At 65.9% G+C, this 14,556-nt stretch carries 16 protein-coding genes; 9 read left to right on the top strand and 7 right to left on the bottom strand.

The window, feature by feature from the left end:
- Positions 1-84 precede the first annotated feature (84 nt).
- From mtgA to IFR23_RS12415, 4 genes are read right to left on the bottom strand one after another with little or no spacing between them, the layout of a single operon-like run.
- A complete protein-coding gene (gene mtgA, locus IFR23_RS12430; RefSeq protein ID WP_192976191.1) occupies positions 85-759 on the bottom strand; it encodes a monofunctional biosynthetic peptidoglycan transglycosylase in 675 nt (224 codons plus the stop codon).
- A 9-nt stretch (positions 760-768) separates the two neighbouring features.
- Positions 769-2,040: a flavin monoamine oxidase family protein gene (locus tag IFR23_RS12425; protein WP_192976190.1), complete on the bottom strand. Its 1,272-nt coding sequence runs from the start codon at positions 2,038-2,040 to the stop codon at positions 769-771.
- Position 2,041: 1 nt separating this feature from the next.
- Positions 2,042-2,944, bottom strand: coding sequence for an RNA polymerase sigma factor RpoH (gene rpoH, locus IFR23_RS12420; RefSeq protein ID WP_056048373.1), 903 nt, complete (start codon positions 2,942-2,944; stop codon positions 2,042-2,044).
- A gap of 57 nt (positions 2,945-3,001) precedes the next feature.
- The gene (locus IFR23_RS12415) at positions 3,002-3,949 is read right to left on the bottom strand and encodes an RluA family pseudouridine synthase (protein WP_192976189.1); all 948 of its coding nucleotides are present in this window, start codon (positions 3,947-3,949) and stop codon (positions 3,002-3,004) included.
- Between the two features lie 17 nt (positions 3,950-3,966).
- Between IFR23_RS12415 and IFR23_RS12410 the strand changes: the two genes are divergently transcribed.
- The 8 genes from IFR23_RS12410 (at position 3,967) to IFR23_RS12375 (ending at position 11,305) form a co-directional block, all read left to right on the top strand.
- Positions 3,967-4,359, top strand: a complete 393-nt coding sequence (locus tag IFR23_RS12410; protein ID WP_192976188.1) for a M67 family metallopeptidase — start codon at positions 3,967-3,969, stop codon at positions 4,357-4,359.
- Positions 4,360-4,580: 221 nt separating this feature from the next.
- Positions 4,581-5,225 (top strand): histidine phosphotransferase family protein, encoded by a 645-nt coding sequence (locus tag IFR23_RS12405; protein ID WP_192976187.1) that lies wholly within the window; start codon positions 4,581-4,583, stop codon positions 5,223-5,225.
- A gap of 119 nt (positions 5,226-5,344) precedes the next feature.
- Positions 5,345-7,663 (top strand): chemotaxis protein CheA, encoded by a 2,319-nt coding sequence (locus tag IFR23_RS12400; protein WP_192976186.1) that lies wholly within the window; start codon positions 5,345-5,347, stop codon positions 7,661-7,663.
- A complete protein-coding gene (locus IFR23_RS12395) occupies positions 7,660-8,088 on the top strand; it encodes a chemotaxis protein CheW (protein WP_192976185.1) in 429 nt (142 codons plus the stop codon). Before IFR23_RS12400 ends, IFR23_RS12395 begins: the two co-directional genes overlap by 4 nt.
- A 79-nt stretch (positions 8,089-8,167) precedes the next feature.
- A complete protein-coding gene (locus IFR23_RS12390; protein ID WP_192976184.1) occupies positions 8,168-8,533 on the top strand; it encodes a response regulator in 366 nt (121 codons plus the stop codon).
- A gap of 20 nt (positions 8,534-8,553) precedes the next feature.
- The gene (gene cheB / locus IFR23_RS12385) at positions 8,554-9,675 is read left to right on the top strand and encodes a chemotaxis-specific protein-glutamate methyltransferase CheB (protein ID WP_342344956.1); all 1,122 of its coding nucleotides are present in this window, start codon (positions 8,554-8,556) and stop codon (positions 9,673-9,675) included.
- On the top strand, positions 9,672-10,517 hold the full coding sequence (locus IFR23_RS12380; protein ID WP_107963605.1) for a CheR family methyltransferase: 846 nt from the start codon (positions 9,672-9,674) through the stop codon (positions 10,515-10,517). The genes cheB and IFR23_RS12380 overlap by 4 nt, the downstream gene beginning before the upstream one ends.
- A 74-nt stretch (positions 10,518-10,591) precedes the next feature.
- Positions 10,592-11,305 carry an HPP family protein gene (locus IFR23_RS12375; RefSeq protein ID WP_192976183.1) on the top strand — a complete coding sequence of 238 codons (714 nt, stop codon included), beginning with the start codon at positions 10,592-10,594 and terminating at the stop codon, positions 11,303-11,305.
- Here the strand turns inward: IFR23_RS12375 and IFR23_RS12370 are convergent.
- Genes IFR23_RS12370 through IFR23_RS12360 form a run of 3 tightly spaced genes read right to left on the bottom strand, consistent with a single transcriptional unit; the run spans position 11,302 to position 12,915 of the window.
- Positions 11,302-11,751, bottom strand: coding sequence for a cytidine deaminase (locus IFR23_RS12370; protein ID WP_192976182.1), 450 nt, complete (start codon positions 11,749-11,751; stop codon positions 11,302-11,304). The two genes, IFR23_RS12375 and IFR23_RS12370, sit on opposite strands and share 4 nt — an antisense overlap.
- Positions 11,748-12,425, bottom strand: a complete 678-nt coding sequence (locus IFR23_RS12365; RefSeq protein ID WP_192976181.1) for a glycoside hydrolase family 25 protein — start codon at positions 12,423-12,425, stop codon at positions 11,748-11,750. The genes IFR23_RS12370 and IFR23_RS12365 overlap by 4 nt, the downstream gene beginning before the upstream one ends.
- 7 nt (positions 12,426-12,432) lie before the next feature.
- On the bottom strand, positions 12,433-12,915 hold the full coding sequence (locus IFR23_RS12360) for a UPF0262 family protein (protein ID WP_192976180.1): 483 nt from the start codon (positions 12,913-12,915) through the stop codon (positions 12,433-12,435).
- Positions 12,916-13,013: 98 nt separating this feature from the next.
- On the opposite strand from IFR23_RS12360, the gene IFR23_RS12355 reads away from it, so the two are divergent.
- Entirely contained in the window at positions 13,014-14,504 is a 1,491-nt protein-coding gene (locus IFR23_RS12355) for a replicative DNA helicase (protein WP_056050676.1), read from the top strand.
- Positions 14,505-14,556: the final 52 nt, after the last annotated feature.

Raw genomic sequence — 14,556 nt, 5'->3', positions numbered from 1 at the left:
TTCGCGGAAGAACAATGGAGTGGGAAGGGCAGTTGCAACACCCGATCTGTCATGCCGGAACAAGTCCGGGGTGACGAACGTGGTTTAGGATCGCAGGCAACTGTCCAACCCATCGTTCCGAACTACAGAAACCCGCCGCGACAGCGTGTTCCCATGCTTCCGCACGAAACCATGAGGATCGATCGCAGCCCGCTTCTTCGGCAGCGGCAAAACAGCGGCAATCCGCCCCGCCTCCGTCGGCGACAGCCGCGAAGCATCGTGGTTGAAATACCGAATCGCCCCGGCGTTCGCGCCGTACGTCCCGATACCCGTCTCGGCGATGTTGAGATACACCTCCATGATCCGCCGCTTCGGCCACATCGCCTCGATCAGCACGGTGAAATACGCCTCGAACGCCTTCCGCAGATAACCGCCGCCCTGGAACAGGAACGCGTTCTTCGCAGTCTGCTGACTGATGGTCGAGCCGCCGCGGATCCGTCCGCCCTGCGCGTTGCGCGCCGCCGCGCCTGCCATCGCTTTGAAATCAAAGCCATGATGCGAACAGAACCGCGAATCCTCGCCGGCGATCGCCGCGCGTGCCATGTCCGGATCCATTTCCGACAGCGGCATCCAGTCCTTGGTCACGCCGTGCCCGTTGAGCACGTCGCCCATCATCGTCCACGTGAATGGCACCGGCACGAACCGATAGATCCCGACCCAGGCGACGGTGATCAGGACGAACCCGAAGATGATCTTGGCGAAAATGCGGAAGAAGCCCATCGGCGCTCCTTATGCGATCGGGGCAGGCTCGCCAATCACCGCGCGCGCGGCCGCAACGCCGGTCTCATACGCACCGTGCGCGGTCGAGAAGTCGAACGGGTGACAGGCTTCGCCGGCGAAGTGGATGCGGTCGTCGACAGAGGCAGCTAGGACGGCACGCTGCCCGGCCTGGCCGATGCGTGCATGGCTGTAGCTGCCGCCTATATACGGCTCGTGCCGCCAGCGGGTCGCGGCAAGCGGCGTGAAGCGCCTGCGCCAGTCGCTGCCGAGCAAGCCGACGAGTTCGTCGATCGCGAACTGCGCAGCGTCGCGGTCCTCCAACATCTCCGCGCAGTCGCCACCGAAAAAGCTCTCGACGATCGGCCAGCCGAACGGCGACAGGCGGTGGCTCGCGGTGCAGGCGCTGTACGGATTGCCGATCAAATGCGCGTTGGTCGGCCATTCGGGACGGTCGACGTGGAGGAACACCTTGTCCGCGAGCCCGAGCGGGAGGTCGGCGGCGGCGGCGTGCTTGTCGGGGAGCGGCGGGTCGAACACGATCTGTGACCTGGCAAGGACGGTAGTGGGGACGCAGACGATGACGTCGTCCGCCTCGATCGTGCCGGCGGGGGTGTCGAGTTTGAGGCGGCGGCCGCTGTGGTCGATGCGCGTTACCGGGGTGGAGAGGCGGATATTCAGATCGGCGGCATGGCTGGCGACGAGTGTGCCGTAGCCTTCCTTGACCGTCCAGTTATCGTCGGTGGAGGCGTCTTCGTAGGCGGCCCAGTCGTGGAGCGAGACCTGTCTGAGGTTCGCGCCGTTGGCGTAGCCGGAGATCGCGTCGACCTTCGGGCGCCACTTGTCGTGCGCGTCAATGAAGTCGGAGAGGGGGTGGTCGGGGCCTTCGAGGGCGGCAACGGCGCGCGTGTTCCAGGCTTGGTAGGCGACGGCGGAGGACGTTTGATCTTCAGACGAGAAGCCAAGGTCGCGCCACTGGGTACGCCAGTTTGCATCGGAGCGGTCGACGGTGAAGCCGGTAGCTTCTGCTATCGATGTCCAAGGATTGCGTTGGGCGGAATGCAGCCAGCCGCAACCGGCATCAATATGTTCCCCCGCGAAGGCGGGGATCCAGTCTGGGCCCCCGCCTTCGCGGGGGAACAAGGAGGAGAGGGGGAGACTGTGGGCCCTGCCACCTAGGCGGTCGCTGGCCTCGATCAGCAGGACTTCATGTCCTGCATCATGCAGCGTCCTAGCCGCCGCAATACCGGCCGCACCGCCGCCGATGACGACGGTGCGCGCCATGTTAAGCAGCCAGCAGCCGCTTCTCGCCAGCGATCCGCATCATCGCCTTCTGCAGTTTCTCGAACGCGCGCACCTCGATCTGCCGCACGCGCTCGCGCGACACGCCGTAGACCTGCGACAGTTCCTCGAGCGTCTTGGGATCGTCGGTCAGGCGACGCTCGGTCAGGATATGCTGCTCACGCTCGTTGAGGTCGTCCATCGCCGACACCAGCATCGAGTGGCGAACGTCCGCTTCCTGCGCATCGGCGACGATCTTGTCCTGCAGCGGCGCATCGTCCTGCAGCCAATCCTGCCACTGGCCTTCACCGTCCTCGCGCATTGGCACGTTGAGCGACGTATCGCCGCCCATCGCCATGCGGCGATTCATGCTGACCACGTCGGTCTCGGCAACACCCAAGTCGGTGGCGATCTTGGTAACGTGCTCGGGACGCAAATCGCCGTCCTCGAACGCATCGAGGCGGCTCTTCATCCGGCGCAGGTTGAAGAACAACTTCTTCTGCGCGGCGGTGGTGCCCATCTTCACGAGGCTCCACGACCGCAGGATATACTCCTGGATCGAGGCGCGGATCCACCACATCGCATAGGTCGCGAGACGGAAGCCGCGCTCGGGCTCGAACTTCTTCACGCCCTGCATGAGGCCGATATTACCCTCGGAGATCAGCTCCGACGTCGGCAGGCCATAGCCGCGATAGCCCATCGCGATCTTCGCCACGAGGCGGAGATGCGACGTCACCAGCTGCGCCGCAGCCTCGGTATCGCCATGCTCCTGGAAGCGCTTGGCGAGCATATATTCCTGCTCGGGTTTCAGGAGAGGGAATTTCTTGATCTCGGCGAGATAGCGATTGAGACCGGCCTCGCTGCCGAGCGCAGGAATCGTCGCTGGAACGTTGGAGCGGGCTGCCATTGTCGTAATCCCTTTCTGCTGACCCCGATTGCCGCAATGCGGCATAGGACCGATTATCTATACGTGAAGCTGGGTGAACAGTTCCTGCATGTCTGCGGGCATTTCGCTTTCGAACGCCAAAGCGATGCTTTTCACCGGATGGATGAACCCCAGATGCGCCGCGTGCAAGGCCTGCCGGCGGAAACCGAGCGTTTCGAGCAGCAACTTCTGAGCTTGCTTTGTTCTACCATAGACCGGGTCCCCCAACAAGGCGTGGCCGATCGACGCCATGTGCACGCGGACCTGATGCGTCCGACCCGTCTCGAGGCGGCACTCGATCAACGCCGCACCGCGGAGCGCCGTGATCGTCGAGAAATGCGTCACCGCGCGCTTGCCGCCCTCGACGATCGCGATCTTCTTGCGGTTCTGCGGACTCCGCGCGAGCGGTGCGTTGACCGTCCCGCTAGGCGGGCGCGGGACACCGCCGACGATCGCCTTGTAGCGGCGGTCGATGCTGTGGTCGTGGAACTGCTTGGCGAGGCCTTCGTGCGCGCGGTCGGTCTTGGCGGCGATCATCAGCCCCGACGTGTCCTTGTCGATGCGGTGGACGATGCCGGGCCGCGCGACGCCGCCGATGCCCGACAGATTGCCGGCGCAGTGATGGAGCAGCGCATTGACGAGCGTACCGTCGAAGTTCCCAGCGGCAGGGTGGACGACGAGCCCGGCTGGCTTGTCGATCACGATCAGGTCGTCGTCCTCGTAGGCGACCACGAGCGGGATATCCTGCGCTTCGTTGTGCAGCGGCGTCGGCGGAGGGATCACAACCGCGAAAACCTGGCCTGCCGCCGCCTTCTTCGCCGAATCGCGCCACTCGCGACCGTTGAGCGACACCTGGCCCGAGGCAATGAGCGCTTTCAACCGCTCACGCGACATATCGGGAAGCACTTCGGCAAGCGCACGATCCAGCCTCCAGCCATCCGTGGCCGGCGTGATCGATGCTTCGACGATGGAAACCCCCCGGTCCATGTCCTACCGATGTGGCGATGAGCGTGACGATTTCAAGCGAATTGCTGCGACGGATGGTCGCAGAGGCGGCTGCGTCGCCGGATGCGGAGGTCTGCGGGCTGCTGTTCGGGGCGGCGGGACGGATCGAAGCGACAACTGCGTGCGCGAACGTGGCGGCGAACCCTGCGCGGACGTTCGAGATCGATCCAACCGCGTTGTTTGCCGCGCATCGGCACGCGCGATCGGGCGGGATGGCCGTGATCGGGCATTATCACTCGCATCCATCTGGTTTGCCTGTTCCGTCTCCGCGCGATGCGGCGCAAGCGATGGGGGACGGGGCGGTCTGGATGATTATCGGCGCGGGTCGGGCGCGGGCCTGGCGGTCGGTCGATGTCGGAGCATTCGTCAAAGAGGCGATCGACTGCACGTAACGCTCGCCGACTTCAGTCGTGGGGGCCCTTCGGCTACGCCCAGGAGAGCCTCGTTCCGGCATTCACCGTTCCGCCCACTCGATAGTCGTGAGTCTGTGGAATCGTGGACCCCGGAACAGGGCCGGGGTCACGGGGCGGGTTCGGTCCGCTTCTCCCAAGCCGTCGCACTTGCGCAGCGGCTGCACCCCCGTCACAAGACCCTCCAGAATTAGGGGATTTTCATGACGGTCAGCCCGGTCGATTTCGCGAGCTTGCTCTGTTCGCGCCTGTGTCACGACCTGCTCTCACCGGTAGGCGCGTTGAACAACGGCCTGGAGCTGCTTGCCGACGAGACCGACCCGGCAATGCGCGAGCGGGTGATGCAGTTGCTCGCCGACAGCGCACGCGCGTCCGCGAGCAAGCTGAAGTTCTTCCGCCTGGCCTTCGGGGCGGCGGGCGGGTTCGGCGAACTGGTCGATACACACGAGGCGCGCACTGCGATCGAAGGGCTGGTTGCCGAGAACAAGCGGATCACGTTCGTCTGGGCGGTCGAGACGACGGCGATGCCGCGGTCGGCAGTAAAGGTGCTGCTCAACCTCGCGCTGGTCGCGACCGAATCGCTCGTACGCGGTGGTACGATGGAGGTCGGCGCCGAGGACAATGACGGCCAGCTGGAGATCGTCGTCAAGATCGAGGGGGCCCGCATCGTGCTCGATCCCGAGATCCGGCGTACGCTGGTCGAGGGCGAGGGCGTTCACAACGTCACGCCACGCGCCGCGGCCGCGTACATGATCAATACGCTGGTCACCGAGGCTGGTGGAACGGTGATCGTTTCCGAGCCCGCCGATGACATAATGATCTTCGGTGCGGTCTTCAGCGCGCGGTAAGCGCGTCGAGGTTGGCGATCCTGCGTGCGGGGAGGAATCGAAGCACCGGTCCTTCGTACCAGAGCTAACGGCCTCTTAACCTCCACCATGCATGACGGTGCCTCGAACGCGGGGCCGGCATGGACGATCTGTTACAGGAATTCATTGCCGAGACGCGCGAAACGCTGGGAGCGATCTCCGGCGAGATCGTCGCATGGGAGGCGCAGCCCGCCGACGGCGCCCGCCTCGATGCGATCTTCCGCTTCGTGCACACCGTCAAGGGAAGCTGCGGGTTTCTCGATCTGCCGCGACTTGCCCGGCTCAGCCATGCGGCGGAAGACGTGCTGGCCGCCGTCCGCGACGGCAAACGAACGCCCGATACGGCGCTCGTCAACGCGGTGCTCGGCATCGTCGACCGGATTTCGGAGATCGTCGAGGCGATCGATGCGGGGTCGGCGCTGGACGATTCGGGCGAGGACCTGCTGATCGCCGCGCTTGCCCCGGACGCGCAGCGTCAGGCGGCGGCTGTACCCGTTCTGGCCGCTTCGGCACCCGCTGGCCGCGCCACCAGTCGCAGCGTACGCCTCAATGTCGATCTGCTCGATCACATGATGAGCGGCATGTCCGAGATGGTCTTGGCGCGTAACGAACTGGCGCGGCGGCTGCGGGACAGCGATGTCGATCCGAAGGTCGAGGCCGCGCTGGAACGCCTGTCGCTGACCGTCGCCGACATGCGCGACACCGTCACGCGGACGCGCATGCAGAAGGTCGACGCGCTGTTCTCCGCGTTGCCGCGGATGGTGCGCGATACCAGCGCGGAGCTGTGCAAGGCGGTGAACCTCGTGATCGAAGGCGCCGACGTCGAACTCGACCGCGAGATGATCGAGCTGATGCGCGATCCGCTGGTCCATATCATCCGCAACTCGATCGATCACGGGATCGAGACGCCGATGGTGCGCCGCGTCGCCGGCAAGCCCGAAGCGGGGCGTCTGGTGGTTTCCGCGCGTCAGTCCGGCAACCAGATCCTTATCGAGATCAGCGATGACGGGCAGGGCATCGACGTCGCCCGGATCGTCGCCAAGGCCGCGGAGCAGAATCTCCACACACTCGCCGAACTTGCGGCGATGAGCGCGACCGCCAAGCTCGACCTGATCTTCGCACCCGGCCTGTCGAGCCGAGATACCGTCACGGCCACGTCCGGTCGCGGTGTCGGCATGGACGTGGTCCGCGAGAACATCGAACAGATCGGCGGCCGGATCGTCCTGACCAACGATCCGGGGCGCGGGCTTCGCATCGTCATCCACGTGCCGCTGACGCTGTCGATCCTCTCGACGATCATCGTCGGCGTCGGCACGCAGCGCTTCGCACTCGCCCGCCAGTCGATCGAGGAGATCGTGACGGTCCGCGGCGACTCCGTACGGATCGAGGCGATCGGCGACGCCGCGGCGGTACTGGTCCGGGGGCGCCGGATGCCGCTGGTTTCGCTCGGTCATCTGTTCCGTCTCGGTACCGAGCCGCCACCGACCCTGGTGATCGTGTCGACCCGCGAGGGCGAGTACGCGCTCGGTGTCGACACCGTGATCGATACCGAGGAACTGGTCGTGAAACCGGCCTCGCCCGCGGTGATGGCGACCGGTGTCTATGCGGGGAAGACGCTGCCGGACAACGGCCTGCCGATGCTGTTGCTCGACGCATCGGGCATAGCCGCAGTGGCGGGGCTGCGCTTCGCGCCCGTGGTCGTGCACGATGCAGGTGCCGACGAGGTGGTCGTCCCAGGCGTGCCGGCATTGCTGTTCGACGATCTCGACGGCCAGCGGCGCGCGATCGCGCTGGCGGTGATCGATCGCGTCGAGCCGGTGCCGACCAGCGCGATCCGCTGGACAGCCGGGGCGATGCGGCTGTCGGTCGGCGATGCGATCATCCCTCTTCACGCGGTCGGCGAGATCGGCGACCGGAGCGAAGTCGCCGTTCTGCGGCTGACCGACGGCGAAAGCGAGATGGCCTATGCGATTGCCGATGCGATCGAGATCGTGACGCTGCCCGCCGAGATCGCGCCGGCGCGTCGCTCCGCGTCGGGCGGGACTGGACCCATCGCCGGTGTCGTGCTGATCGCTGGCGAGCAGATCGAACTGGTCGATCCGCACGCTCTGTTTGCAGGCGAGCCAGTGACGATCGCATCGCCGCCGGTATGCCTGTTGCAGGTCGATGGATCGGGCTGGATGGAAACGTTCCTCAAGCCTGCACTAGAGGCGTCCGGTTATCGCTGCGTCACTGCGCTGGCGGCGGGCGAGACGGCCGCGGTCGCGCTGGCGATGGAGGACGCGCCGGTTCGCGAAACTCGGGCTCCGGTGGTGACGTTGCGGCGTGCGCGCAATGCCGAGGGCGACAATGACGCGAGCGTCTATCGTTATGACCGGCCTGCCTTGATCGCGGCGATCGCCGCTCGGAGGGGCCTGTGACCGAGTTGTTCCTGATCGCGCATATCGCCGGTCGCGGTGTCGCGATCGATACCGCGCAGGTCGATTCGGTGGTCGACATCGGCGAGGTCGTCGCGGTGCCGCGCGCGGGCACGTTCGTACGAGGATTGGCCGCGCTGCGCAGCCGGGTGGTGACGGTGATCGACACGGGCACCGCGCTCGGCCTTTCGCCGACGCCCGACACGGTGCGGCGCGCGGTGATCACGGTCGTCGACGGGCATCATTATGCGATACTGGTCGATTCCGTCGAAGACGTCGCGCCGTTCGTGCGGCTGCCCCTGTCGTCCGGACTCGCGCTGCAAGGCGGCTGGGGCCGGGCGGGCACCGGCATCGTCGAGCGCGACGGAGATCCGTTGCTGATACTCGATCTGGTGGCCGTCATTCCTGCGACGCCGCTGGCCGCTTGAGTCTGAATTTCCACGCTTAACTCGCTGCTTACCCTTTGCGATCTAGGACGGTCGCACGATTTGCCCCGGAAGGCCTGCCATGAAGACCTGTCTTGTCGTCGATGATTCGAAGGTGATCCGCAAAGTCGCGCGTCACATCCTGGAGACGCTCGACTTCACCGTCACCGAAGCCTGTGACGGCCGCGAGGCGCTGGCGGCCTGCATGACGTCGCTGCCCGACGTAATCCTGCTCGACTGGAACATGCCGGTGATGAGCGGAATGGATTTCCTGCGCGCGCTGCGTGAAGCCGATGTGCCGCGCCGGCCCAAGGTCGTGTTCTGCACCACCGAGAACGGCATGGCCTATATCCGCGCGGCGATCGAAGCGGGTGCGGACGAATATGTGATGAAGCCGTTCGACCGCGATACGCTCGAATCGAAGCTCCAGATCGTCGGCATGGCCTGAACCGAGGCGCCACGGTGACGATCCGGCCTCTTCCTGTCTCGCGGTACTCGGATCGCGACGGTCTCGACTCCGCACAGGTGTTGATCGTCGACGATTCGGTCGTCGCCCGCGCCGTCATCGCGCGGATGATCGATGCGAGCGATCGCTTCTCGGTGGTCGGTGCGGTCGGCAACGTCGCGGCGGCGCTCGAGTTTCTAGGCCGGGCGACGGTCGATTTCATCCTGCTCGATATCCAGATGCCGGGGGTCGACGGACTGACCGCACTGCCTTCGCTCGTTGCGGCGGGGCGGGGGGCCAAGGTGCTGATCGTGTCGTCGACCGCGGACGAGGGCGGGGCCATCGCGGTCCAGGCGCTCGCGCTGGGTGCGGCCGAGACGCTCATCAAGCCGGCGGCGGGAGCGTTGTCCGGCCGGTTCGGATCGATGCTCGTCGCCAAGCTCGAAAAGCTGAGCGAGCGACCCTCGCCGATGCCGGCTGCGGCGTTGGTGCGTCCTGCTCCACGGTCCGACCTACGCCCGACACCCGAGAGCGACGTTGCGCCGACGCGGCCGATCTCTAGCAGCGCGGACTACGATATCGTCGCGATCGGCGCCTCGACCGGTGGCATCCACGCGCTCAGCCAGATGTTCCGCGCGCTTCCCGCTGGATTCCGCCTGCCGATCGTCATCACGCAGCATCTGCCGGCGTCGTTCATGCCGTATTTCGCGGCGCAGATCGCGCTGCTTGCCGGTCGTCCGTGCGAGGTCGCGGTCGATCGATTGCGAATTCGGCCGGGCCGGATCGTCATAGCGCCGGGCGACGCGCATCTGAAATGCGTCAAGCTGTCCGATGGCGGTGCTGCGTTCAGGCTCACGCACGAACCGGTCGCCAGCGGCTGCATGCCCTCGGTCGATCCGATGCTCGGCTCGCTCGCCGATGTGTACGGCGCACGGATGCTGGCGATCATCCTTAGCGGGATGGGCCGCGATGGGGCCGAGGGTGCGCGGCGGGTGCACGAGGTCGGCGGCTGCGTCGTTGCGCAGGATCAGCAGAGCTCGGTCGTATGGGGCATGCCGGGCGCGGTCGCGGCTGCTGGCGTGGCGGACGCCGTGCTGCCACCGGACGCGATCGGCCGCCTCGTCGCATCGCGCCGTCGACCATGACGCACCGTGATCTTCCGACTTCCTCCACGGCATCGCAGACCGCGATCAGCGTGTTGACCGCATTGCTCGAGGCACGGACCGGTCAACAGATCGCCGCCTATCGCTCGTGGCGGCTGGATACCGCGCTGAAACCGTTGTTGCGTGCGCGCAAACTCGACACGCTAGACCAGCTCGTCACGCAGTTGTTGCAGGGCAGCGATCGGCAGATCGGCGACTCCATCGTCGATGCGCTCGTCAACCAGGAGACGTCCTTCTTTCGCGACGCGCTGGTGTTCGAGATGCTCGCGGAGGCCGTTACGGACGTCGAGCAGGATGGCCGGCGCGCGCGCATCTGGTGTGCAGGCTGCTCGACCGGTCAGGAACCGCTGTCGCTTGCGATGCAGTTCGCCGAGCGTCGCGAGACGAGCGGTGCGTCGATGCCGGAGATCGTCGCTACCGACGTCTCCGATGCGGCGATCGTTCGCGCGCGATCGGGCCGGTTCTCGCAGTTCGAGATCCAGCGCGGGCTGCCGGTTCGTCGGATGATCCGCTGGTTCGATACGACCGGGACCGACTGGGTCGCCAAGCCGGAACTGCTCGCGCTGGTGACGTATCGTCGGATGAACCTCGTCTCCGACCAGCCGCCGCCGGGGCAGTTCGACATCGTTCTCTGCCGCAACGTGCTGCTCTACCTGTCGACCAACACCAAGGGACAGGTTTTCCCGAAGATCGCCGCCGCGCTCAAGCCGGGTGGCATGTTGGTGATGGGTGCGGGCGAGACGGTGATCGGCCAGACCCGCGTGTTCGAGCCGAGCAAGCGCTTTCGCGGCTTCTACGAGACGCCGATCGAGGCGAGGAGCTAGCGCCGTCGCATCGAGGTTCCGTGACACCGGACCCCGTTCGCCATAGGAGCCGGGACCAGTCATCGGATTTCACCATGCGCGCGTTTTTCGTACCCATTCTCGCAGGAGGCTCTCTTCGCGACAGGATGATGGCCTGCCTCGGAGCGCTCATCGGCATTGCGCTGACCAGTGCGATCAGCGCGTCGTTCGTCCATCCGCACGGCAGCGTCCTGCTGATCGCCGCGCCGATGGGGGCCGCCGCAGTTCTCGTGTTCGCCGTGCCTGCAAGTCCGCTCGCACAACCCTGGCCGGTCATCGGGGGGAATGTCCTGTCGGCGCTGGTCGGCATCGTCGTGGCAAGACTGGTTCCCGTGCCCGAGTTCGCCGCGGCGATCGCAGTGGCGGGCGCGATCCTCGTAATGTCATTGACGCGGTCGCTACACCCTCCGGCGGGTGCGGTCGCGCTGACCGCGGTCGTCGGCGGCCCCGCCGTGTTGCAGGCGGGGTTCGCGTTCGCTGTCGTTCCGATCGCACTCAACGCCATCATACTGACCGCGTGCGGCATTCTGTTCCACCGGTTCTCCGGCCACAGCTATCCGCATCGCGCGATACCGGTATCCGGGAAGCCGCTGATCCCGGACGAAGCGACGCCGCACCCCGAGGATCTGGACAAGGCGCTTGTCGATCTCGGCGAAACGCTCGACGTCAGCCGGGAGGATCTCGACCTGTTGTTCGGCCGTGTCGCGTATCACGCGGCGCACCGACGGACGCGAGGTGCAAGCGGCGATCCCCCAGGACGCGTTGCTTAGCTGATCCCCAAGTCCGCCGGCCCGAATGCGTCGGGCAGCAATTCGGAAACGGTATAGGTGTGGATCGCGCCGCCTTCCGCAGCGCCGCAATGCACCGGCAGGTCGCGGCCGCCCATCTGCGCCGCTTCGTTGATGACCTGGCGACAACGTCCGCAGGGGCTGACGGGGGAGGTGCCGGTTGCGCGACCCTCCGCATCCATCGCGCCGCCAATCACGCCGATCGCGACGATATCGCGCAGCCGGCCCGCGGCGCTCGCAGTAGCGATCGCGACGGTCTCGGCACACAACGACAGCCCGTAGCTCGCATTCTCGAAGTTCGCGCCGGTGATGACCGTCCCGTCGTCGAGCAGGACCGCGGCACCGACCGCAAACCGCGAATACGGCGCGTGGGCGTTGCGTGAGGCGTCGCGCGCTGCGGCGACGAGTTGCGTTGCTTGTTCAGTCATGATGCCACCACGTCCCAGTTCACCGGTCCCTCGATCCCGTCGATGCGGCGGAAGTCGCTCGCGCGCCATATTCGCCACGGCCGCGCGGTGTAGTCGGGCTTGAGGATGTTCTCCACCGCCCAGAGCGGCCGCGGGACGGCGTCCGACAGCGTGTACCTCGAATCCACAGCCTTGCTGATCCGCAGCATCACCGGTTGCCTCGTGTGTGTCTCGACCATCGTCACGAACTGCGCGATGTCGGCGATCAGCGTCGCGCGATCTGGCCGCGCGGTGCAATCGTCGTGGAAGGCAATGTCGACGGCGGTCGGCAAGGCATCAGACGTCCGCGGCACGAAGGTGTTGAACGCGTTCGCCTGCTCGTCGGCGCGCTGACACAGGGAATAGACGTGGATCGCGCCGCGGCGCAGGCCGGCGTCGGGCAGTGCCGCCCAGTTCTCCTCGAACGCCGCATCGCGCCGGTCGGTGCCCGAGGTCGCGACGATGTAGGCAAAGTCGGCACCGCTCGCGCGCACCGTGCCCCATTCGACAGGGCCGGGGTTCTCGGCGAGGTCGATGCCCTGCAGCGGGTATTGCTTGACGTCGGGGTGCCAGCCGGTCGCCGCAGTCCAGCCGCAGATACCGACGAAGCCGGTCGCGGCCAGCGCGGCCGCGAATTTCAAAAGTGCGTGAGCCATGGGTCTTCTAGTTGCGGATGTGGAGGACGCAGATCAGCGTGAACAGCCGTCGCGCGGTGTCGAAATCGACCTCGATCTTGCCGTCGAGACGCTCTTTCAGCAGCTCGGCGGCCTCGTTGTGGACGCCCCGGCGCGCCATGTCGACCGTCTCGATCTGAGCCGGGGAGGATTGCCGGATCGCCTGGTAATAGCTGTCGCAGATCGCGAAATACTCGCGGATCGGCCGGCGGAAGCGCCCGAGCGCGAGCACCAAAGTCTCGAGATGCGTGTCGTCTTCGCGGTGGATATGAATGCCGAGGCGTCCTTCCTCCGACTGGAGCTTGATCTTGTACGGCCCCGCATAGCCGTCGGCGTAGGCACGCTGCGGAGCGAAGTGATTGCCCTCGATCAGGTCGAAGATCGCGATCCGGCGCTCCTGCTCGACGTCGGGCGAGCGCCAGCCGAGACTGGTCTCGTCGAGTTGCACGTCGATGATCCGCGGGTCGGCCATACCGGTTCGATAGCGGGGGACATTCGCCCTGTCACTTATCCCCAGCATTCCGGCGCGATAGCTTGGACGAGGACCCGTCCATCGCGTAGGTGCAGGGGATGGCAACTCTCGCATTCCCCGTTCCCGCGGTCCCCGAACCGCAGCAGCTTCCCCGCAACGTCGAGGCCGAGGCCGCGATGCTCGGCGCGATGATGATCGACAACCGGCTCGCGGACGATCTCGTCGACAAGCTCGAACCGGGGCATTTCTTCGAACCCGTCCACGGGCGTATCTTCGCGGCGATCAAGACGCTGCGCGGCAACGACATGCTCGTGACGCCGGTGACTCTGCGGCCGATGTTCGATGCGGACGAGGGCATGCGCGAGCTCGGCGGGCCGGCGTATCTGGCTGGGCTGACGGGCAGCGGTGCAGGCCTGATCGGCGCGCGCCAGTTCGCGCAGCAGATCTACGATCTGGCGATGCTCCGTGCGCTCGTGTCGGTCGGGCGGACGCTGGTCGATCGCGCGATGGATACCTCCGAGGAGGTCAATCCGCGCGCGCAGATCGAGCTGGCCGAGGAAGAGCTGTTCAAGGTCGCGGCGGATGGCGGCTCCGAGAATACGGTGAAGTCGTTCGCACAGGCGACGACCGCCGCGGTCAAGATGGCCGAGCGCGCGCTGAATTCGGGCGGCAATCTGTCGGGCGTCACCACCGGCATCGATTCAATCAACGCGAAGATCGGCGGCATGCATCACAGCGATCTCATGATCCTTGCCGGTCGTCCGGGCATGGGCAAGACCTCGCTTGCGACCAACATCGCGTTCAATGCCGCGCGGCGCTGGATGCGGGACATGGCCGACGGGATCGCCCCGAAGGACTCGGTCGGGGCGAAGGTCGCGTTCTTCTCGCTGGAAATGTCCGCCGATCAGCTCGCGACGCGTATTCTCGCCGAGCAATCGCAGATTTCGTCCGAATCACTCCGCATGGGTAAGATCAGCCGTACCGAGTTCGCGCAGCTCGCTGCTGCCGCTGCCGAGCTGGAGAATCTTCCGCTGTTCATCGACGATACCGGCGGTCTCTCGATTGGTGCGCTGCATACGCGCGTGCGTCGGTTGCAGCGTCGGCACAACAACGAGATCGGGCTGGTGGTGGTCGATTACCTTCAGCTGCTGTCAGGCTCGGGCAAGAGCAAGGACGGCAACCGCGTCCAGGAAATCTCCGAGATTTCTCGCGGCCTGAAGACGCTGGCGAAGGATCTCAACGTCCCGGTGCTGGCGCTGTCGCAGCTGTCGCGTGCGGTGGAGTCGCGCGAGGACAAGACGCCGATGCTGTCGGATTTGCGCGAGTCGGGGTCGATCGAGCAGGACGCGGACATGGTCTGGTTCGTGTACCGCGAGGATTATTACGTCGCGTCGAAGGAGCCCAAGCGGCCGGCGGAAGGGGACAGCTCCAAGATCTTCGAGGACCATGCGTCGTGGGCGGCGGAGATGGAGCGGGTCTACGGCCTGGCGGAGCTGATCATCGCGAAGCAGCGTCATGGTGCGACGGGCAAGGTCCGGATGAAGTTCGATCCGACGATTACGAAGTTCTCGGATCTGGCGGAGTATTGAGTGTCTGAGTCCCTCGCCCCTTCGGGGAGAGGGAAGGGGCCCGCCGCGCTTA

It is taken from the genome of Sphingomonas sp. CFBP 13603, from assembly GCF_014892665.1.
Lineage (GTDB): Bacteria > Pseudomonadota > Alphaproteobacteria > Sphingomonadales > Sphingomonadaceae > Sphingomonas.
This window is presented reverse-complemented; position numbering and strand designations above follow the sequence as displayed.

Bases quoted from the DNA above. Each gene is read 5' to 3' on its own strand.
- mtgA (WP_192976191.1), bottom strand. From the start codon at position 759: ATGGGCTTCTTCCGCATTTTCGCCAAGATCATCTTCGGGTTCGTCCTG.
- IFR23_RS12425 (WP_192976190.1), bottom strand. From the start codon at position 2,040: ATGGCGCGCACCGTCGTCATCGGCGGCGGTGCGGCCGGTATTGCGGCG.
- rpoH (WP_056048373.1), bottom strand. From the start codon at position 2,944: ATGGCAGCCCGCTCCAACGTTCCAGCGACGATTCCTGCGCTCGGCAGC.
- IFR23_RS12415 (WP_192976189.1), bottom strand. From the start codon at position 3,949: ATGGACCGGGGGGTTTCCATCGTCGAAGCATCGATCACGCCGGCCACG.
- IFR23_RS12410 (WP_192976188.1), top strand. From the start codon at position 3,967: ATGAGCGTGACGATTTCAAGCGAATTGCTGCGACGGATGGTCGCAGAG.
- IFR23_RS12405 (WP_192976187.1), top strand. From the start codon at position 4,581: ATGACGGTCAGCCCGGTCGATTTCGCGAGCTTGCTCTGTTCGCGCCTG.
- IFR23_RS12400 (WP_192976186.1), top strand. From the start codon at position 5,345: ATGGACGATCTGTTACAGGAATTCATTGCCGAGACGCGCGAAACGCTG.
- IFR23_RS12390 (WP_192976184.1), top strand. From the start codon at position 8,168: ATGAAGACCTGTCTTGTCGTCGATGATTCGAAGGTGATCCGCAAAGTC.
- IFR23_RS12380 (WP_107963605.1), top strand. From the start codon at position 9,672: ATGACGCACCGTGATCTTCCGACTTCCTCCACGGCATCGCAGACCGCG.
- IFR23_RS12375 (WP_192976183.1), top strand. From the start codon at position 10,592: ATGCGCGCGTTTTTCGTACCCATTCTCGCAGGAGGCTCTCTTCGCGAC.
- IFR23_RS12370 (WP_192976182.1), bottom strand. From the start codon at position 11,751: ATGACTGAACAAGCAACGCAACTCGTCGCCGCAGCGCGCGACGCCTCA.
- IFR23_RS12365 (WP_192976181.1), bottom strand. From the start codon at position 12,425: ATGGCTCACGCACTTTTGAAATTCGCGGCCGCGCTGGCCGCGACCGGC.
- IFR23_RS12360 (WP_192976180.1), bottom strand. From the start codon at position 12,915: ATGGCCGACCCGCGGATCATCGACGTGCAACTCGACGAGACCAGTCTC.
- IFR23_RS12355 (WP_056050676.1), top strand. From the start codon at position 13,014: ATGGCAACTCTCGCATTCCCCGTTCCCGCGGTCCCCGAACCGCAGCAG.